The sequence below is a fragment of the Nocardiopsis valliformis DSM 45023 genome (assembly GCF_000340985.1).
Lineage (GTDB): Bacteria > Actinomycetota > Actinomycetes > Streptosporangiales > Streptosporangiaceae > Nocardiopsis > Nocardiopsis exhalans.
In genome coordinates, this window is record NZ_ANAZ01000040.1 from 14634 (window position 1) to 34201 (window position 19568).

Annotated in this window: 19 protein-coding genes; 14 read left to right on the plus strand and 5 right to left on the minus strand. The window is 69.9% G+C overall.

Annotation, left to right across the window (positions count from 1 at the left end):
* Positions 1-8: 8 nt before the first annotated feature.
* The 3 genes from D457_RS0126930 to D457_RS0126940 all read left to right on the plus strand — a co-directional run bounded on the left by D457_RS0126930 (position 9) and on the right by D457_RS0126940 (position 3057).
* Complete coding sequence (locus tag D457_RS0126930) at positions 9-656, plus strand: HAD family hydrolase (RefSeq protein WP_026117072.1); 648 nt, start codon at positions 9-11, stop codon at positions 654-656.
* A gap of 91 nt (positions 657-747) precedes the next feature.
* The gene (locus D457_RS0126935) at positions 748-1461 is read left to right on the plus strand and encodes a PIG-L deacetylase family protein (RefSeq protein ID WP_026117073.1); all 714 of its coding nucleotides are present in this window, start codon (positions 748-750) and stop codon (positions 1459-1461) included.
* A gap of 348 nt (positions 1462-1809) precedes the next feature.
* Positions 1810-3057, plus strand: a complete 1248-nt coding sequence (locus D457_RS0126940; protein WP_017583789.1) for a lipase family protein — start codon at positions 1810-1812, stop codon at positions 3055-3057.
* Positions 3058-3117: 60 nt separating this feature from the next.
* Here D457_RS0126940 and D457_RS33530 read toward each other — a convergent pair whose 3' ends face one another.
* Positions 3118-4368: a PucR family transcriptional regulator gene (locus tag D457_RS33530; protein WP_017583790.1), complete on the minus strand. Its 1251-nt coding sequence runs from the start codon at positions 4366-4368 to the stop codon at positions 3118-3120.
* A 538-nt stretch (positions 4369-4906) separates the two neighbouring features.
* Here D457_RS33530 and D457_RS0126955 point away from each other — a divergent pair.
* The 6 genes from D457_RS0126955 to rpsN all read left to right on the plus strand — a co-directional run bounded on the left by D457_RS0126955 (position 4907) and on the right by rpsN (position 9498).
* Entirely contained in the window at positions 4907-5758 is an 852-nt protein-coding gene (locus D457_RS0126955; RefSeq protein WP_017583791.1) for an NAD-dependent protein deacetylase, read from the plus strand.
* A gap of 280 nt (positions 5759-6038) precedes the next feature.
* Positions 6039-7259, plus strand: a complete 1221-nt coding sequence (locus D457_RS0126960) for an FAD-dependent monooxygenase (protein WP_017583792.1) — start codon at positions 6039-6041, stop codon at positions 7257-7259.
* Positions 7260-7468: 209 nt separating this feature from the next.
* Entirely contained in the window at positions 7469-8584 is a 1116-nt protein-coding gene (locus tag D457_RS0126965; protein WP_017583793.1) for a CobW family GTP-binding protein, read from the plus strand.
* Positions 8585-8644: 60 nt separating this feature from the next.
* Positions 8645-8896 (plus strand): 30S ribosomal protein S18, encoded by a 252-nt coding sequence (gene rpsR / locus D457_RS0126970; RefSeq protein WP_017583794.1) that lies wholly within the window; start codon positions 8645-8647, stop codon positions 8894-8896.
* A gap of 60 nt (positions 8897-8956) precedes the next feature.
* Positions 8957-9193, plus strand: coding sequence for a 50S ribosomal protein L28 (gene rpmB / locus D457_RS0126975; RefSeq protein WP_026117076.1), 237 nt, complete (start codon positions 8957-8959; stop codon positions 9191-9193).
* Positions 9193-9498, plus strand: a complete 306-nt coding sequence (gene rpsN, locus D457_RS0126980) for a 30S ribosomal protein S14 (protein WP_017583796.1) — start codon at positions 9193-9195, stop codon at positions 9496-9498. The genes rpmB and rpsN overlap by 1 nt, the downstream gene beginning before the upstream one ends.
* 221 nt (positions 9499-9719) lie before the next feature.
* Here the strand turns inward: rpsN and D457_RS33535 are convergent, their stop codons facing one another.
* Positions 9720-10301 carry a hypothetical protein gene (locus D457_RS33535; protein ID WP_017583797.1) on the minus strand — a complete coding sequence of 194 codons (582 nt, stop codon included), beginning with the start codon at positions 10299-10301 and terminating at the stop codon, positions 9720-9722.
* 190 nt (positions 10302-10491) lie between these two features.
* Positions 10492-11508: a LacI family DNA-binding transcriptional regulator gene (locus tag D457_RS0126990; protein ID WP_017583798.1), complete on the minus strand. Its 1017-nt coding sequence runs from the start codon at positions 11506-11508 to the stop codon at positions 10492-10494.
* Between the two features lie 219 nt (positions 11509-11727).
* On the opposite strand from D457_RS0126990, the gene D457_RS0126995 reads away from it, so the two are divergent.
* The 4 genes from D457_RS0126995 (at position 11728) to D457_RS0127010 (ending at position 16586) form a co-directional block, all read left to right on the plus strand.
* Entirely contained in the window at positions 11728-13023 is a 1296-nt protein-coding gene (locus D457_RS0126995; protein ID WP_017583799.1) for an ABC transporter substrate-binding protein, read from the plus strand.
* Positions 13020-13907: a carbohydrate ABC transporter permease gene (locus D457_RS0127000; protein ID WP_017583800.1), complete on the plus strand. Its 888-nt coding sequence runs from the start codon at positions 13020-13022 to the stop codon at positions 13905-13907. Before D457_RS0126995 ends, D457_RS0127000 begins: the two co-directional genes overlap by 4 nt.
* A 1-nt stretch (position 13908) precedes the next feature.
* Complete coding sequence (locus tag D457_RS0127005; RefSeq protein ID WP_017583801.1) at positions 13909-14805, plus strand: carbohydrate ABC transporter permease; 897 nt, start codon at positions 13909-13911, stop codon at positions 14803-14805.
* A 149-nt stretch (positions 14806-14954) separates the two neighbouring features.
* A complete protein-coding gene (locus tag D457_RS0127010) occupies positions 14955-16586 on the plus strand; it encodes a glycoside hydrolase family 43 protein (protein ID WP_017583802.1) in 1632 nt (543 codons plus the stop codon).
* Positions 16587-16689: 103 nt separating this feature from the next.
* Here the strand turns inward: D457_RS0127010 and D457_RS37330 are convergent, their stop codons facing one another.
* Positions 16690-17409, minus strand: a complete 720-nt coding sequence (locus tag D457_RS37330) for a MerR family transcriptional regulator (RefSeq protein WP_017583803.1) — start codon at positions 17407-17409, stop codon at positions 16690-16692.
* 106 nt (positions 17410-17515) lie between these two features.
* Between D457_RS37330 and D457_RS33540 the strand changes: the two genes are divergently transcribed.
* Entirely contained in the window at positions 17516-18457 is a 942-nt protein-coding gene (locus D457_RS33540) for a CPBP family intramembrane glutamic endopeptidase (RefSeq protein WP_017583804.1), read from the plus strand.
* Between the two features lie 308 nt (positions 18458-18765).
* On the opposite strand, the gene D457_RS0127025 is transcribed toward D457_RS33540, so the two are convergent.
* Positions 18766-19521, minus strand: a complete 756-nt coding sequence (locus D457_RS0127025) for a LysE/ArgO family amino acid transporter (protein WP_017583805.1) — start codon at positions 19519-19521, stop codon at positions 18766-18768.
* Between the last annotated feature and the right edge of the window lie 47 nt (positions 19522-19568).

The window sequence follows — 19568 nt, forward strand, 5'->3', positions numbered from 1 at the left end:
GTCGGCGAGTGGCTCCCCTCGTGCTCTTCGACCTTGACAACACCCTCGCCGACCGCGCGGAGGGCTTGCGCTCCTGGGCGGTGGAGTTCTGTGCCGAACACGGGATCCCCGGAGAGGAGGTCCCGTGGATCGAACGGGCCGACGGCGACGGGCTCGTGCCCAAGGAGGACTTCTTCTCGCAGGTCCGGGAGCGGTACGCGCTGAAGGATTCCGTGGCACAGCTGTGGTCCCGCTACCGGGAACGCCACCCGGCCCTCATCCCCGCTTTTCCCGGTGTGTTGGAGGGGCTCCACGCGCTTCGGGAGGCGGGCTGGCGCACCGGCGTGGTCAGCAACGGTTTCGCCGACATCCAGCGCCGAACCCTCACTCACAGCGGCGTCGCCGGGCGCGTCGACGCGTGGGCGGTCTCCGGTGCGGAGGGGGTCCGCAAACCGGATCGGCGGCTGTTCGAGATCGCGGCGCGGCGGTGCGGGGCACCGCTCGAAGGCGGCGGGTGGATGGTCGGCGACAGTCCGACGGCGGACGTGGTCGGCGGCCGAGGGGCCGGGCTGCGCACCGTCTGGATCGATCGCGGACGCCCCTGGCCCGAGAAGCTGCCCGCACCGGACCACTCCGTCACCGACGTGCGAGAGGTCTTCGCTCTGCTGTCCGGGTGAGGCCCGGGTGCGGCATCGGGCGCCTGGAGGGGTTCATACGATGGTGGACGACCTCAACCCCGCGGGAAGGCCCGCTGTGAAAGGAGTTCCGGTGGCTGACGCGCCCGAACGCGCACTGGTCGTGATGGCCCATCCCGACGACGCCGACTTCTCCTGTGCCGGGACCGTTGCGCTGTGGACCGAGGCCGGGACCGAGGTGGTCTACCTGATGGTCACCGACGGCGAGGCGGGTGGGGACGAGCTCACCCTGGACAGCTCGGAGATCGCGGCGATGCGCAGGGAGGAGCAGCGGCGGGCCGCCGCCGAGGTCGGGGTCAAGGACGTGCGTTTCCTCGGGCACCCGGACGGGAGGGTGGTGTCCTCCCTCGACCTGCGCCGCGACATCGCCCGGGTCATCCGGCAGGTCCGACCCGAACGCGTGGTCACCCTCAGCCCCGAACGCGACTGGGACAGTATCGCCGCCAGCCACCCCGACCACATGGCCACCGGGGAGGCGGCGATCAACGCGGTCTTCCCGGACGCGCGCAACCCGCACGCACACCGCGAACTCCTCACCGAGGAGGGACTGGCCCCGTGGACGGTCGCCCAGGTGTGGGTCGTCGGCGGGCCCAAGCCACACCACCCCTCGGACATCACCGACGTCTTCGAGCGCAAGATGGCGGCGCTGGCGGCGCACGAGAGCCAGATCGGGGACATCACCGAACTGGAGCCGATGGTGCGCCAGTGGATGGCCGCCAACGCCGCCGAGGCCGGACTGCCCGCGGGCCGACTGGCCGAGACCTTCCGCATCGTGCACACCGCCTGACCCGCTCGCGGCGCCCCGCGGATCTCGGGGCTCCGGGAGCCTCGGAGCGCACCAGCATTCGCCCAGTTCACAGCCGTGGCCTCCGGGTACCAGCCCTGACCGACCCACTCCGAAGTGAGCATTCACCGATCAGAGTCGCGCAACACACCCAATAGTGACCGCCCCACTCCGCCCGCATTCTCTGGGTGACGCACCGCACACATGGTGCGGCACCACCCCCGGAGAAAGCAGGAACACCCCGTGAGCAGAACACCCCGCAACCGGCGCCGCCGGTCGAGGACACCGAACCGATTCAGGGTTCGGGCGGCCGCGACCTGTACCGTCGGAGCACTCGCCGCCGGACTCTTCGTGGCCGCGCCCTTCGGTGAACGCGACAGCGACACCGAAACCGAACTCCTCAGCACCGAAGAACTCTCGGACGCGACCTCATCCCAGGCACTGTGGGATCAGATCGAACAACCCGGCCCCGAACACCTCAGCGCCGAGGACGAGGAGTTCTTCGAGGCGTCGAGCCCGCTACCCGAGGGGCAACCCGGCGACATCATCAGGGCCGAACCCGCCGACGCCTACACCGACGCCCTGAAGGTCGGCCACTTCCCCGCCGACGTCTGGCGGATCATGTACCTGTCCACCGACGCACTCGGCGAGCCCATGGCGGTCAGCGGCACCGTGATGGTTCCGCACGCCGAGTGGACGGGCGAGGGCGAACGCCCGCTCGTCGCCTTCGCGATCGGCACCCACGGGCTGGGCGCCCACTGCGCCCCCTCCATCGGCCTGGAGCACGGCCTGGAGTACGAGGCCTCCCTGATGGAGCGCGTCGTCGACGACGGGTACGCCCTGGCGATCTCGGACTACCAGGGCCTGGGTACCTCCGGCGACCACACGTTCATGGTCGGCCACTCCCAGGGGGCGGCGGTGCTGGACTCCCTGCGCGCCGCGACCCGCCTGCCCGAAGCCCAGCTGCCGGAGACCTCCCCGATGGGTGTCACCGGCTTCTCCCAGGGCGGCAGCTCCGCGGTGTGGGCCGCCCAGATGCATCCCGAGTACGCGCCCGAACTCCCCCTGACCGGTGTGGCCGCGGGCGGTGTACCCGCCGATCTCAACCCGGTCGCGGAGAACCTCGACGGCGGCCCGTACTTCTCCCTCCTGGCCTTCGCCACCCACGGGTACAATTCCGCCTACCCCGAACTGTCTCTCGACGACCACCTCACCGAGAGGGGCGCCACCCTGTTCGACGACGTCCGGAACCGGTGCGTGGTCGACGCCGTGCCCAAGGGCATGTTCCGGAGCATGGACGAGGCGTTCACCTCCGACCTGCTGAACTCACCCGAGTGGCAGGAGCGGCTGACGGCCAACAAGCCCGGCGAGAGCACGCCCACTGTGCCGCTTTACCTGTACCACTCGGTCCTGGACGACGTGATCCCGATCGGCCAGGCCGAGGAGCTGCGCGACACCTACTGCGCGGCCGGTGTCGAGGTGCAGTGGAAGCGGACCTTCTCCGGGCCGCATGTCGCCAGCCTGTACCTGGACAACCCGGGTGCCCACAAGTGGATGGGCGATCGTTTCGCCGGCAAGCCGGTGAACAGCACCTGCTGACCACCGGGCGCATACACGCTCTCCCTGACCACGGGCGCGCCGGGTGACCGTGACGTGTGCTCAGCCCACGGGCCCCGTACCGTCGCCGGTACGGGGCTCCGACTCCTCCCAACCGGTCAGAACCCGCACCCGCAGAGCCGCCTCCAGCTCGAATCGGCAGTCCGCGCTGAACAGGCGGGCACCGAAGAGCTCCTCCAGCTGGCGCAGCCGGTACCGGACGGTCTGCGGGTGGACGTGCAGCTTCTGCGCCACCTGCTTGGCGTTGAACCCGCACTGCAACCAGGCCAGGAGGGTCTCGGCGAGTCGCTCCCGCTGCACACTGCGCAGTTCGATCAACGGGGCCAGCCTGCGGGCGACCATCTCCCGCATCAGCTCCTCGTCGCGGAACAGGAGTGCGGTGATGAGGTGGTCGGCCCAGCGCACGATCTGTTTCCCCGGGATGATCCCAGCGTTGACCAGGGACAACGTCTCCCTGGCCCGGGCCAGGGAGGAAGGCGCCTCGGTCACGGACACCGTCGGGCCGACCGCGACGTGCCAGCCCCGCAGCGCCGTGCCCAGGGTACGCATCCGACCGGGCCCATCGGGGTCGGGGACGATCAGGCGGGGTTCGATCCGGTTGAAGTCGCTCAACACGTCCGAGGGCAGCGCGGCCGGCGGCGCGGTCTCCACATCACGGCCCCCGAGAACGACGACCGCCACCGCGGCGGGCGGTCGCCAGTCGGCGGCCAGCGCCATCTCTGCGACGGCCTCCGAAGCTGGCCCCGCCTCGGACAACAGCAGGTCGACCAGCCTGCCCCGGCGCCGCCGCACCTCACCGGCGACCTGGACCTGGGCCTGGTTGTACCCTTCCGTCGCCGCCCCGGCCAGCTCCTCCAGGAACAGGAACAGCGCCTCGGCCACCGGGCCGACGTACCGCTGCGGGAACACGTCCGGCTCGGCCATCTGGACCTCGCTGATCCGCCGCCACATCAGGACGACGGCGGTACGCATGGCCACCTGGAGGCTGTCCAGGCTGCGTCCCTCATGCGCCTCGCCCGCGCCCAGCGTACGAAAGCGTTCACGGAAGCCGTCGTCGGCCGGGGCGGTGACCCCGATCCGCGCGAGGAACCCCTCGAAGCCCTCCTCGACCGCCTCCCTGGTGTTGGTGAGGTAGGTGCGGTTGCCCGGTCGGGCGTACTCGGGCACCTTCTCCTGGATGCGCCGGACGACCATGTCCACCATGGAATCGAAGTGCGGTCGCAGCCGGTCAGCGACCTCATGCGGAAGGGGGGCGAGCGGGTTGGTCTCGGCGTACCCGAAGTCCGCTGTCACGGACACCTCCTGTTACACGGACACCTGACGGGGATGACAGCTGGCGGGTCAGGGCAACTGGTGGGTCGGAACGGCCGGCAGGTCGGAACAGCTGGCCGCCTGACCATGGTTGGGGCTCCCGCGGGCAACGCATAGTGACACGTGCCGCAGGAGCCCGTTCCCGCTTTTGTCACCGCGATGACAACGGAAGGGGATCAGTCGAGTTCAACCGACGGCGTGCGACCTCCCGCCGATCCGCCGGAAACAGCCCCAGGCAGCAGAGCGCGAACGTACACACCGACGGGATCGTACGCCGAAGAACCACCGGGGCTATCCCGGAAACCACCTGCGCGTTGCCGACCAGTTCCACCACGCAGTGCCACCACACAGAGGCAGGGCGAGGACCACCGCCATCGCCACTCCCACCGCCGGACCAGGCCCCAGCAGTCCGGAGATCGGGACGAGGAACAAGAGCAGGTTGGCCAAGAGCACCCGGAACTGGTGGGCGGTGGCCACTCCCCATCGGAAGGGGCGCGGCACCGCGACATATCCTCGAACCGTGACGAACACGCTCCACGCGCACAGCCCCAGCGAGGCCGCCGCCCGGGTACGTGAGGTCCTCGGCGCGGGTCCGGTGGTGGCGCTGACCGGCGCGGGGATCTCGACCGACTCGGGCATCCCCGACTACCGGGGCCCGGACTCACCGCCCCGCACACCCATGACCTACCAGGAGTTCGTCGGCGACGCCGTGTTCCGACGCCACTACTGGGCCCGCAACCACATCGGCTGGCGCCGTGTGGCGGAGACCAGTCCCAATGACGGCCACCGCGCCCTGGCCGACCTCGAACGCGCCGGGGTGGTCTCCGGTGTGCTCACCCAGAACGTCGACACCCTGCACGATGCGGCCGGCAGTGCCCGCGTCATCGACCTGCACGGCCGCTACGACCGGGTGATCTGTCTCGGATGCCGCGCGGTGACCAGCCGCGAGGCGCTGGCTGTACGCCTCACCGAACTCAACCCCGACTTCGCCGACGACGTGGCCGACGTCGAGGTCGCGCCGGACGCCGACGCCGTCCTGGCCTCCACCGAGCGCTTCCGGGTGGCCGACTGCTCCTCCTGCGGCGGGGTTCTCAAACCGGACATCGTGTACTTCGGCGAGAACGTACCCAAGCCCCGCGTCCTGGAGGCCTACTCGATGGTCGACCACGCGGCCGGGCTGGTGGTCGTCGGCTCGTCCCTGACGGTCTTCTCCGGGCGGAGGTTCGTGAAGCACGCCGCCGGTCAGGGCAAACCGGTGGTGATCCTCAACCGCGGCGCGACGCGCGCCGACGACATCGCGACCCTGACAGTGGAGCACGGCTGCTCGGAGGTCCTGCGCGCACTGGTGGACACCTACCTCACCCAGCGGTGAACAGCCCTCGGTAAACGTCGGCCGACAGGCCCCCCTTCCAGCACACCGCCACCTACCAGAAGGTACAGTTACGCTACGGCGGAACACGCGCCGGGAAGTTCTCCGGCGCCTGCGGCCCACCTCCGACGGCGCGTTGCCGCCAGGCAGGGCGCCGAGCGGGAGATGCTCGAAGGGCCCTGATCCGGACCGGCTCCCTCGCCCCACCGGCGCGCCGCCCCGCAGGCACGCCCGTGGCGGGCAAACCGGGAGGACCACGGCTTACGCACACACGGAGGTTCGCGTGCCCATCAGCAACAGGAACGTCCTCGTTTCGGGGGGCGGTGTGGCCGCAAGCGCGCTCGCCGTCTGGTTGGCCCGACGGGGTTTCGCCCCCACCGTCGTCGACCTCGCCCAGGGGGCACGGTCGAAGGGTGCCCATGTCGAGGTCTCCGGTCCGGGCATGGCCCTCCTGGACCGGATGGGGGCGGGCGAGGCGGTCCGCGCGCTGGGCGCCCCCGTCGCGGAGGTGCACACCCACGTCAGCGGACGCCGGGAACCGGTGCGGGTACCCGGCGAACCCGGGTGCCTGACCGTCCGTCACGACCACCTGGTCGGTGCTCTGCGCGAACAAGCGGAGTGGACCGACACCGGCCAGGTCAAGCACCTGCCCGGGGACACCGTCACCGCGCTGGAGCAGGACGAGGAGGGCGTGGACGTCACCTTCGCGAACTCACCCGGCCGCCGCTTCGACCTCGTCGTCGGTGCGGACGGGCTGCACTCCCCGGTCCGGGCCCTGGCCTTCGCCGGACCGGACGCGAACCACCTGCGCTACCTGGGCGCCAACACGGCGGTCTTCGAGACCAGCAACATCCTCGGCGCCGACAGCGCCATGGCCTGGCACATGTGGCCGCACCGGGGCTGTGTGGTCACGACCCTGCCCGGCGCAGACCGCGCCGAGGCGGTGTTCCTGATGCGTGACCACTTCCCGGTCCGCGAGGGCTCCCTGGATCGGAGCGCTCGCCAGAGGCTGGTAGAGGAGTTCTTCGACCAGGACGGCTGGAAGGTGCCCGAACTGCTGCGCGCCATGGGTGAGGGCGACCTCAAGATCGCCCCGGCGACGCAGGTCAGGATGGATGTGTGGGCGCACAACCGGGTGGTGTTGGTGGGCGACGCCGCCTATGGCCCGGGCCCGTTGAGCGGGCAGGGTCCGGCGATGGCTCTGATGGGGGCTCTGGCCTTGGCCGGGGAGCTGGCGGCCGCGGAGGGTGACCATGACCGCGCCTTCTTCTCCTATGAGGCCGCGGTGCGGCCCTCGGTGCGCGAGGCCCAGGCCGTGGCCCCGTACGTGATCGACAGCGTGGCGCCCGAGACCGGCCGCTACGAGACATGGATCCGGGAGCGGGCGGAGGTCGCTCTGGCCAGGGGCACCCGGCTGATGGGACGGCTCGGCCTTCGCCCGCCCCTGGACACCACCGGCAGGGAGTTCGCCGTGGAGCGTTACGCCGGCATCCTCGAGGCCTGAGCCCGACAGCCCTGGTTTCCGGGGATTCGGAAGACCTCGGCAGAGCGCTCTCCCATGGCCCGACCACGTGGCGGGCCTCCGGTGTTTCCCAACGCTGCGCCCCTGGCACAGGCGCTTGTGGAAGGTGCGAGCCGAGCCCTGTTCCCAAGTGCCGCGCGCATGCGTTACGGTAATGGTTATCGTTTTCATTAATGGGAGGGTCTTCCCCGATGAAAGAAGTGACCGCACCCCTGCGCGTGGTCGTGGTCTCCGGGCTGCACCGGCTCGCCCGGCGCAGCACCGTGGACGACCTGATCACCGATGTGCCGGGGTCCATCGCCATCCACCACGACCTCGACGGGATCGCCGAGGGCATCGTCCACCGCGTCACCCGTGACCGGTGGGGGACCCTCGGCCATCACCGTGTCGACCTGGACCATCTGTGCGCCTCCTGCACGCTACGCGAGGATCTGATCCCCACCCTGCTGGACCTGGCCGAACGCGGCGAACACTCCCTGTGCGTGGTGGAGACCTGGGACGGGGTCGAGCCCCGCTCGGTGGCCGAGATCGTCGCCTCCCGTACTGAGCTGCGTCTGGCCGCCGTCGTCACCGCGGTGGACTCCGAGCGCCTGCTCCCGGACCTGTCCTGCCACGACGACCTGGCCGACCGGTCACTGGACATCGCCGTGGAAGACGAGCGCACCGTCGCCGAGGTCCTCACCCACCAGGTCGAGTACCCCACCGTGCTCACCCTGCACGGGGCCCGCCACCGCGACGAGGCGAGGGCCCTCATCGAGCACCTGAACCCTGCCGCCGTGGTCATCCCGCCCGGTGGCGGACTGGTAGCCCTCATCGAGGGCCGTTTCGACCCCGAGAGCGCCGCCAACCGACTCAACCCGGCATGGGCCCAGTACACGGACCTGACCGACAATCGGGTGAGCACCCTCGTGTGGACCCGCAAACGCCCGCTGCACCCGGTCCGCCTGCACGAGTCCCTGGAGCGGATCGTGGCTGCCGGAGTGCGCGGGCGGGGCCGGATCTGGCTGGCCAGCAGGCCCGACACGCTCCTGGTCTGGGACGCCTACAACGATGCCCTGCTCTTGGAGAGCGCCGGCCCCTGGCTGGGCGCGCTGCCTGAAGCCGCCCTCGACATGGTCTCCGAGACCCGCCGCGCCTCCGCCCTCCTGGACTGGGACCCGGTGGTCGGCGACCGCCGCCAGCACCTGGCCTTCACCGGGGTCGACCTGGACGCCGAACGGCTCGTGGAAATCCTCGACTCCTGCCTGCTCACCGACGCCGAAGCCGGGCGCCCCCTGGTCGAGGACCCCTTCGCCGACGCGATCTGAGCCGCATCCCAGCCCCGTTGACACCCCGCACCACCCAAGACCGATCGGAGGAGAACTCCCTTGCCACCGAAGACCCACCGCGCCAAGGCACGCACGACCACGCGACGGTTCGCCAACCCTCTGGGCGAAGCCGACCACGTCGACTACAAGGACACCAACCTGCTCCGCAAGTTCATCTCGGAGAAGGGCAAGATCCGCAGCCGCCGGGTCACCCGGGTCACCGCCCGCCAACAGCGGCTGATCGCCGCGGCGGTCAAGAACGCCCGTGAGATGGCCCTGCTGCCGTACCCGTCCTCGACCAAGCAGAGCTGACCTCACGGCGAGCAGGAACCGACACCACCACAGAAACCACAGAACAGGAGGAGAAAAACCGTGTCCCGTGTATGCCAGGTGACCGGGAAGGCGCCCAGCTTCGGCAACGCCATCTCCCACTCCCACCGCCGCACCAAGCGCCGGTTCGACCCCAACATCCAGAACAAGCGCTACTGGCTGCCCAGCGAACAGCGCTTCGTGAAGCTGCGGCTGAGCGTCAAGGGCATGCGGGTCATCGACGCCCGCGGCATCGAACGCGTGGTCGCCGACATCCGTGCCCGAGGGGAGAAGGTCTGATGGCCAAGAAGAGCAAGATCGCCCGCAACGAACAGCGCAAGGTGATCGTCGCCCGCTACGCCGAGCGCCGCGCCGAACTCAAACAGCTGATCAAGAGCCCGCACACCGGCGAGACCGAGCGGGCGGCCGCCGTCGCCGAGCTGCGTCGCCAGCCCCGCGACGCCAGCGCCACCCGGGTGCGTAACCGCGACGCCGTCGACGGCCGTCCGCGCGCGCACCTGAGGAAGTTCGGCCTCTCCCGGATCCGGTTCCGGGACATGGCCCACCGAGGCGAGCTGCCCGGGGTTACCAAATCGAGCTGGTAACCAGCCCGAAAGCCGGGCCGACCGTCTGCGATCCGGTCGGCCCTCCCGGGTTCCCGGGGCTCTCCCTCCCCCGGGATCCCCTCCCCGCCCCGGGAACCCACCCACCGGCCCCAGGCGTCCGCGCGCCCCGAGCGGCCGGGCGACTCCACCGGAAGACCCAGAGAAGTCCTGCCCCGCCCCGGGACCTCAGGAAACCGGTCGGAAGAGGCGCCAGGAGCGGCTCAGACGCGCTGCTCGCCCCGCGCCCTGCACGGAAAACGGCGGGACCGCGCCTCGCGCCGCCTAGACCACTTCCTGAACCAGTCCCTGACCGCGGTCACGAACAATTCGACCTGGACGGTCAGGAAGATCACGACCGCACCGGAGACCGACAGCTGACCGAGGGCGGCCACCGTCGCTATCACGAGTTCGCGCCCCGTGTCCCTGGCGCCGGGGACGTGCGCCTCGTCGACGCCCGTGGGATCCCAGCGGCTCTCCGTCACGGGCACCAGTCGAGCGCCACCACGAACCTCCCCCGGCACGCACTCCCCCGGCAGGTAGAGAACCACCCGTACCGTGTCCCCGCCGTCAGCTGGCACGAAGTCCGCACTGCACGTCTCCTCCACCAACGTGCCCCTGCCCGCCTTCTTCTCCTGGGTCCCGAGATAGGTGCCCTCGGCCGTGCCCTCGGTCCCGCCGCGGCCCCTCTCGGCCTGGCGGTGCTCCCGGTAGTGCTGTTGGGAGAAGGACGCGGCCCCGTTGTAGACATACGAAGCACTGAACGCGAGCAGCCACACGCAGAGGAAGCAGCCCCAGAACGCCACCGATGTCTTCCCAGCTCTCCCCGCCACAGACCCGCACTCCCACCGCCCCTGGACACGGCCTCCCCGTGTACGCGGTGAGGACTCCAACGGCGCACGGGGCGCGGACCGCACCGGGGTCCGCAGGCACCTGGCCGCCCCGCCCGGGCCCGGGGGAGCGGGAAGGAATCCTCCGGCCCCTCACCGGCCGGAGTCACTCCTTGGGCGGGGCCGTGCTGTCGCGCTGGATCAGACGGGTGGCCAGCTCCACCCTGGTGGTCTCGGGCTCGTTGCCGTTGATCAGGTCGAACAGCATGCGGGTGGCCATCTGCGCCATGTCGCGCAATGGCTGCCGGACGGTGGTCAGCGGCGGGGTGGCCCACCTGGCTTCGGGGAGGTCGTCGAAACCCACCACCGAGACGTCGTCCGGCACGCTCAGGCCGCGCTTGTACAGGACCTCGTAGGCGCCACGGGCCATCTGGTCCGAGCCCGCGAAGATCGCGGTGGGGGGTTCGGGCAGGTCGAGCAGGGCCTCGGTGAGGTCCTTGCCGGTCCCGGCCATGAAGTCGCCGTGGGTGACGTAGCCGTCGGGCACCGCAAGCCCCGCGTCGCGCATGGCGCTGCGGTACCCGTCCACACGGGCGCGGCTGCACATGACGTCGGACGGCCCGGCGAGCATGGCGATGCGCCGGTGGCCGAGGCCGATGAGGTGCTCGGTGGCGGTGAGCCCGCCGTCCCAGTTGGCGGCGCCCACCGCGGGGACCTCGCGCGCGGGGTCGCCGACGGGATCCACGGTGACCACGGGGATCCCGAGGGCGTCGAGTTGGGCCTGCTGCTGGGAGGAGAGTTCGGATAGCACCAGGACGACGCCGTCGGAATGCCTGGCCTGGAGGTTGTCCAGCCACTTGCGGCCCGGCCTGCTGCGTTTGCGGTCGTGCACGGCGGAGACGACGATCCCGAAACCGGCGTCGTGCGTGACCTCCTCGACCCCGGTGAGGATCTCCATCGCCCAGGGGCTGCCCAGGTCCAGGAAGACGAGGTCGATCAGGCCGACCGGGCGGCGTTCCCGGTGGCGCCTGGGCTGGTAGCGGTGCTGTTCCAGGAGCCGTTCCACCTGGCGCCGCGTATCGGCGGCGACGTCGAGGTGACCGTTGATCACCTTCGAGACGGTGGAGACCGAAACCCCCGCATCACCAGCGATCTCGGCCAGGGTGGGGCGTCGCTTCGCCATGTGCCTCCTCGTCGTAGGGGGAACCCGGTTCCCCATGCTCCACTGCGCTGGATTCTATCTCGAAACTTTTCGAGGTTCACACCGCAACCTTCTCGCAATCAAAAGGCCTCTTGACGTGGGGGGCCAGGAGAACCTAGCGTCAGCCTTCCCGAAAGCTATCGGAAACATTTCGAAAGCTTTTGCTTCCCCCCGGACCAACGGAAGAACGGTGTACACGCCATGAGTCGCACCCACCGGATACGTGTGATCGGCAGTAGCTCCCTGGCCCTCTCCCTCCTCCTCGCCACCGGCTGCGGGACCTCAGGCCCCGGTGGCGGCGACACCCTGCAGGTCTGGGCGCTGGAGGACGCCCTCGTCAACGAGATCGTCGAGCGCGGCATCGAGGCGCACAACGACGCGCAGGACGTGCCCGCCGAACTGGTCACCTTCGTCAACGACGCCTACAAGCAGCGCCTCCAGGTGGCGTTGGGCTCCCCCAACGCCCCCGACGTGTTCTTCAACTGGGGCGGCGGGAACCTGGCGCAGTACACCCAGCAGGACCAGGTCCTCGACCTGACGCAGACCCTGGAGGACAACCCCGAGTTCCGGGACTCCTTCCTGCCCAGCGTGCTGGACGTGGCCGAGATCGACGGTTCCTACTACGGGGTCCCTCTCCTGGGGGTCCAGCCGGTCGTCATGTACTACAACAAGCCCGTCCTGGCGGAGGCCGGCCTGGAGCCGCCGGAGACCTTCGAGGACCTCTACGAGGCGATCGACGTGCTCCAGGAGGAGGGCGTCACCCCGATCGTCCTTCCCGGCGCGCAGGGCTGGACCCAGCTGATGTGGTTCTCCTACATGGTGGACCGGGTCGGCGGTCCGGACGTGTTCCAGGCGATCGTGGACGGGGAGGAGGGCGCTTGGGAGGCCCCTGCCGTCCTGGAGGCCCTGGAACTGTGCCAGGACCTGGTCGACCGCGGTGCCTTCGGCAACAACTTCACCTCCGTCGACTACGACAATGGGAGCGCTTCCGCGCTGCTGGCCAACGGTGACTCCGCGATGTTCCTGATGGGCAGTTGGGAGATCTCCCGGCAGCTGGAGGACAGCCCCCAGTTCGTGGAGAACGACGAGCTCGGCTTCACCTCCTTCCCCGTGTTGGAGGGCGGCGCGGGCGAGCCGAACGCGATCGTGGGCAACCCCAGCAACTACTTCTCGGTCAACAGCGACAGCCAGCACACCGAGGCGGCGATCGACTTCCTCGTCGAGACCCTGGCCTCCGACGAGTACGTGAGCGACCTGATCGACGTCGGCCAGGTGCCCCCGATCGAGGGCATCGAGGACCAGCTCCAGGAGAGCGACCACGCCGAGTTCGCTACCTTCACCCACGGACTGGTCTCGGACGCACCGACCTTCACCCAGTCCTGGGACCAGGCGCTGGACCCGGCCGCGGCCGAGGCCATGCTGACCAACCTCCAGCTGATCTTCCTCGGTGACCTCACCCCGGAGGAGTTCGCCCAGGCCATGGAGCAGACCCGGTGAGGACCTCCGCCACGGAGCGGCCCGGCTTCGTCTGGGTCGCTCCGGCCCTACTGTTCTTCGGCCTCTTCGGGCTGGCACCCGTGGTCGTCGTCGGCTACCTGAGCTTCACCTCGTGGAGCGGGCTGGGCAGCCCCCAGTGGGTGGGGCTGGCCAACTGGTCGGCGCTCCCGGGCGACGGCCAGGTGCGCGGCGGACTCGTCATCACCCTGACCCTGACCGCTCTGTGCTGGGCGACCCAGACCCCTCTCGCCCTGGCCTTCGGGGTCTGGTCAGCAGGCCATCAGCGCGTGCGGGCGGTGGTCAGCGCGGTCTTCTTCCTGCCGCTGTTGCTGTCCACCGCCGCCATCGCCCTGGTGTGGAAGGCCCTGCTCGATCCGAACTTCGGGGTCCCCGCACAGGTCAGGGAGTGGTTCGGGCTCAGCCACAGCAACGTGCTCGGCCACCCGACGCTGGCGCTGTACGCGATCGTGTTCATCGTGCTGTGGCAGTTCCTGCCCTTCCACATGCTCCTCTACCAGGCGGCCGCGAGGCAGGTTCCCCGCTCCCTCTACGAGGCCGCCGAACTCGACGGGGCCTCGGGGTTCCAGCGCTTCCTGCGCATCACCGTCCCTCAGCTCCGCCACACGATCATCGCGTCATCGGTGCTGATGCTGGTCGGGTCCATGACCTACTTCGAAACCGTCCTGCTGCTGACCGCCGGCGGCCCGGGCAACGCCACCCGCATCCTGCCCCTGCACATGTACAACCAGGGCTTCGTCGCCTTCGAGATGGGCTACGCGAGCGCCATCGCGGTGCTGCTGGTGGTCCTGGGAACCGGGTTGTCGCTGCTGGTGGTACGGGTGACCGGCTACTCGCGCATGACCAGCCAGAGAGAGGGGATGTGACATGGCCACCGCAACACGGCACAGGACACCTCCCGAAGCACCGCGGAACGAGCGCACCGGCGGACGGGTCAGGACACGTAACACCAGGCGTCCGGCCTACGGTGCCGGCATCGGCGCCGCCCTGTGGCTGCTGGTCGTGTGCGTGCCCCTGTACTACCTGGTCGCCACGAGCCTGCGCGGCCCGGGCGACTACATGTCGCAGGGCCCGCTGTCACTGCCCCAGTCCCTCACTCTGGACAACTACCGCAACGTCTTCGAGGTCGGGTTCCTCGGTTTCCTGGCCAACAGCCTGATCGTGGCGTTCGGCGCGATCCTGCTGGTCCTGCTGGTGGCGGTACCCGCGGCGTTCGCGATCGTGCGCAGCCGCAGCCGCGCGGTCCGGGTCAGCTTCCTGCTGTTCCTGCTGGGTCTGGCGGTACCGGCGCAGGCGGTGATCATCCCGATCTACCTCATCATCACCCGGCTGCACCTGTACGACAGCCTGCCCGCGATCATCCTGCCCACCGCGGCGTTCACGCTGCCAATCTCCATCATCGTGCTCACCAGCTCGCTGCGGGACGTGCCCGGGGAGCTGTACGAGGCGATGGCCCTGGACGGGGCCGCCACCTGGCAGGTGTTCCTGCGTCTGGTGCTGCCGCTGTCGCGTCCCGGTGTGGTGACGGTGGCGATCTTCGTCGGCCTCAACGCCTGGAACAACTTCATCTTCCCGCTAGTGCTCACCCAGAGCGCGTCCAACCGGGTTCTGCCGCTGGGGTTGTGGGCGTTCCAGACCCAGTACGGAACCGACGTGCCGGGGCTGATGGCCGCGGTCGTGCTGTCCACCATCCCGATCCTGGCCCTGTACCTGTTCGGGCGCAGGCACCTGCTGAGCGGGTTGGCGGCCGGTTTCGGCAAGTAGCCGCGATGTCCCGGGGCGGCTGGGCCGGGACCGACACCGTCCGCCCCGATCACCCCCTCGGTCCTTCCCTACCCCCGGGGTCCGGCTCCCCCTCCCGACTCCCGTGCCGGGCCCCGGGCCCTTCCATGCCACACCCCAGAAAGGCCGTGATGACGACCGCTCCCGCCACCGGCAGCCGTACCGGAACCCTCACCAATCCGGTCCTGCCCGGCTTCCACCCCGACCCGTCGATCCTGCGGGTCGGCGAGGACTACTACCTGGCGACCTCGACCTTCGAGTGGAGCCCGGGAGTGCTGCTCCACCACTCCCGGGACCTGGTGCACTGGCGCCCGCTCGGCGGGGTCCTGTCCGAGGACCGGCTGCTGGACCTGACCGGACACCGCGACGGCGCGGGCGTGTGGGCGCCCTGTCTGTCCTACAAGGACGGGACCTTCTATCTGATCTTCACCGACGTGGAGAACTACGCCGAGGGTTTTTGGGACACGCCCAACTACGTGACCACCGCCCCTTCGATCGGGGGCCCCTGGAGCGACCCGGCGCCGATCCACGCCAAGGGGTTCGATCCCTCCCTGTTCCACGACGAGGACGGCCGGAGCTGGGTGCTCAGCAGCCTGATGGACTGGCGGCCGGGGCGCCACGACTTCGCGGGGATCGTGCTCCAGGAGCTGGACACCGAGTGGATGCGCCTCCTGGGCGAGCCGAAGGTGATCTTCGAGGGCACGTCGGTGCGGGTCACCGAGGCTCCGCACCTGTACCGCGAGAACGGCTGGTACTACCTGGTGACGGCTGAGGGCGGGACCCAGTGGGACCACCAGGTGACGGTCGCCCGTTCCAGGGAGATCACCGGCCCCTACGAGGCGGACCCGGCCGGTCCCACGCTGTCCTCGCGCGAGCACCCGTCCCTGCCCCTGCAGAAGGCCGGGCACGGGAGCCTGGTCAGCACCCCCGGCGGCGAGTGGTTCCTGGCCCACCTCGCCTCGCGCCCGCTCACCGAACGCGGTCGTTGTGTGCGCGGGCGCGAGACGGCCCTGCAGCGGGTGGAGTGGGTGGACGGCTGGCCCCGGATCGAGGGCGGGGTCCCGCACGTGGAGGTCAAGGGCCCCGACCTGGAACCGCATCCCTGGCCGGAGGTTCCCGCCCGCGACGACTTCGACGCCCCGCTGCTGCGCCCGGAGTGGAGCACGTTGCGGCGCCACGTGGACGAGGAGTGGGTCTCGTTGACCGAACGCCCCGGCCACCTTCGCGTCCAGGGCGGGCAGTCCCCCTCCGGGACCCGTAAGCCGAGCCTGGTCGCCCGCCGAGTCCAGCACGAACGGTGCTCGCTGGAGACGGTGATGGAGTTCTCCACCGACACCTTCCAGCAGATGGCGGGCCTGACCGCGTACTACAACATGCGGCAGTGGCACTACCTGCGGGTCGGGTTCGACGAGCGGGACGGGGTGTTCGCCGGTGTGCTCAGCTCCGACCGCGGCCGGGTGCGCGAGGTGGGCGACCGGGTGGACGTGCGGGATTGGAAGCGCTTTCACCTGCGCGCGGAGTTCGACGGTGCGGAGCTGAGGTTCGCCCTGTCCCCGGACGGTCAGGAGTGGACCCCCGTGGGCGGGGTGCTGGACGCGAGCATCCTGTCCGACGACTACGCCGAGGAACGCTCGGCCGACGGCCGGACCGCGACCCTCTGGGGTTTCACCGGCGCCTTCCTGGGGTTGTGGGTCCACGACCTGACCGGCACGGGCTGCTACGCCGACTTCGACCACGCCACTTACCAGGGGGTCGAGGGCTGAGAGGCGGCGGAGAGCGCTCTTGTGGGATTGCCGAGCCGCAGAGGGCGCTCTCCGTGTCCGCCGCGCGCCAGGGGACTCTCCGCCACGGTTCGGCGCAGGCGAGTCACAGCCGGTCGAGCGCATCGAGCTGAGCGGGGTTCAGGCGCAGGCGCCGCAGCTCGTCGAGCAACCGCGCGAGCCTGCCCTGCAGCGGGTGCACGCCCGCGAGCGAGGGCGCTGACAGGTGCAGGCGCAGGTCGTCGGCGACGGCCCGCCGCGCCGCGTCGTCGGCGTCAGGAGCGAGATCGACGAGACCGTTGATCGCGGCGAAGAACGAGGGGGCGTCCTTCAGGCCGTTGATCGCGGCGAGGCCCTCCTCCACAGCGGAGGTGTCTCCGCCGGACAGGTGCACCACGAGCATGGCGATGTCGGAGTCGAGCCTGGCGGCCTCCGCCGGAAGGCCGGACGCCCTGTGTACGGCGGACAGGGCTCCGGCCACACCGTCCGCGGCTCCGGGGTCCCGCCGTTGCGCGCGCAGTGAGCGCACGCGTTCCCGTTGGGCCCGCAGGCGTGAGATCCGGGCGTCGATGTCTGCCTCCACCCGGTCCAGGACCTCCGTAGCCCCTGCGGACGACTCCTCGGCCAGCGCCTCCTGGACGTCGGAGAGACCCACGCCCACCTCGACCAGGTGCCGGACGCGCAGGAGCAGGACCAAGTCCTCGGCGGTGTACCGCCGGTACCCGTTCACCGACCTCGGCGGCTCGGGCAGCAACTCGATCTGGTGGTAGTGGCGCAACGTTCGCACGGTCACACCAGCCAGGTCCGCCAACTCCTGTGAACGCATCTTCTCCGCCTTCCAACCAACTTGACTACGACGCTACGTCATAGTTTGGAATGTGATCCGGGCACACCCGCCGCCACGGGCGGGTAGGAAAGGACTCGGACACCACATGAACGACCCCACGGCGAAGAACGCAGACGCGCTGTTCGACCGAGACGAACCGCAGCGGACCGACAACCTGTGCGCCGAAGCGTCCTACGTACGGGCGTTGCGGTCCAGGCCCCAACTCTGGCGCACCATCCTCGCCGTCGCCGTCGGCCTGGGGGCTCTGCTCCTCGTACTCTTCGTCGTGATCGTCCCGGCCGGGACCGCGCTGGACCGTCTTCTCGGCGTGGACCCCTTCGACCCGGCCGATCCCACTGTCACCGTCGGGTTCTGGCTGGCGGGCAACCTGCTGCTCGCGGCGCTGGTCCCCGTCTCGGGCCTAGCGCAGTGGGCCATCTACCGGGAGCGCCCCCGATGGCTGTCGTCGGTCGCGGGCCGGTTCCGGTGGCTGGTCATGGCTCGCGCCGCGGTGGTCGTGGCCCCGATCTGGATCGCCTACACGGTCGTGTTGCACCTGCTGATGCCGTTCGGGGCGCCCCAGTTCACTGCGGCGGCCATCATGCTCATGATCGTCGCAATCGTCGTTGTCCCCTTGCAGTCGGCCGGTGAGGAGTACCTCTTCAGGGGGCTGCTCTTCCGGGCCGTCGGCGCCCGCTTCCAACGGCCGGGCGTCGGCCTGGCGGTCGCAACGGTGGTCACCTCGCTGGCGTTCGGTGCGGTTCACGGTTCCCTGGACGGCTGGGCGCTCAGCTACTACGTTCTCGCCGGGGTGTGCTTCGCGCTGATGACACAGCGCACCGGCGGCCTCGAAGCGGCTGTCCTGGTCCATGCCGTCAACAACACCGTGCTGATGGTGTCGATGATCCTCACGGACCGTCTCAGCGACATGGCCGTGGTGACCGGACCGGTACTCGTGGTGCCGATGATCGTGATGGGTCTGGCCACCGTTGGCCTCTGGAAGCTGGCCCCGACCCTGCTCAAGCCCGTCTCAGCGGTCACGCCGTAGCAGCTCAAGGGGAAGCCGCGACGCTTGGGGCAGGCGTCGATCAGCCCGCTGGCATCTCTGTTCCACCCGTTCGGGGGCGACTCGCGGTCCGCGCGGTCCGGGCCAGCCCCATCCCCGCATTCGCGGGGATGGGGCTTTTTGACCTGCGACTTCAGACGGCAGGACCATGGAAATCTGCAAGTTGTGGCGACCTGGACACGGGAGACAAAACCCCCAAGCAATCCCATTACTCACCCTGGGGCTCCTCGGTGCTGCCCGCCAACGCCCAACCTTCGACCACCAGACGATGCCCCCACGCAGCACGGGCTTCAAGCTCCCAGGGCCAACCGGACGCCCAGGGTGAGCATGACGGCCGCGATGATCCCGTCGAGTACCCGCCAGGCCCCGGGACGGGCGAAGACCGGGCGGAGCAGGCGTGCGCCGAAGCCCAGGGAGAAGAACCACAGGAAGCTCCCGGCCACGGCGCCGCCCGCCCACCACCAGCGGGCGTCGCCGACCTGCTGGTTGGCGACCGACCCGAGGAAGAGCACGGTGTCCAGGTAGACGTGCGGGTTGAGCCAGGTGAGGGCGAGCGCGGTGAGGACCGCGGCCTTGAGACCGGTGTGCTTGCGGGTGTTGGAGGGCCTGGTCACGAGAGCGCTCTTCGGGCCGCCCTCCTGCTCGGGCTTGGTCGTGAGGGTGGTGTCCCGCTCCGGGAGGGCGCTCCGCGAAGCCGGGCCGACCGGACCGGCCCCCTCCTCCGCTGGCACCAGGACCTCCGCCTGCCCCGGACGCAGTGCCCGGTAGGCGGCGAACAGCCCGTACACCACCAGGAAGCCCGCGCCGAGCAGCCGGACGGCCACCATCACCGCGGGCAGGGCCTCGAGCAGGCCGCCGATGCCCACGACACCGGCAGTGATGAGCAGGGCGTCCGAGACCGCGCAGACCAGCACCACCGCCAGGACGGTGGCCGGCCTGCCGTCGATGCCGAGCCGGAGCAGGTAGGCGTTCTGGGCACCGATGGCCATGATGAGCGCCAGGCCGGTGCCCAGGCCTATCAGTGCGGGGAGAAGAGTGTCGTTCACGTGGGAAAGCCTGCCCCACCCAACTCATGCAGTAAAGCTAAACTTTC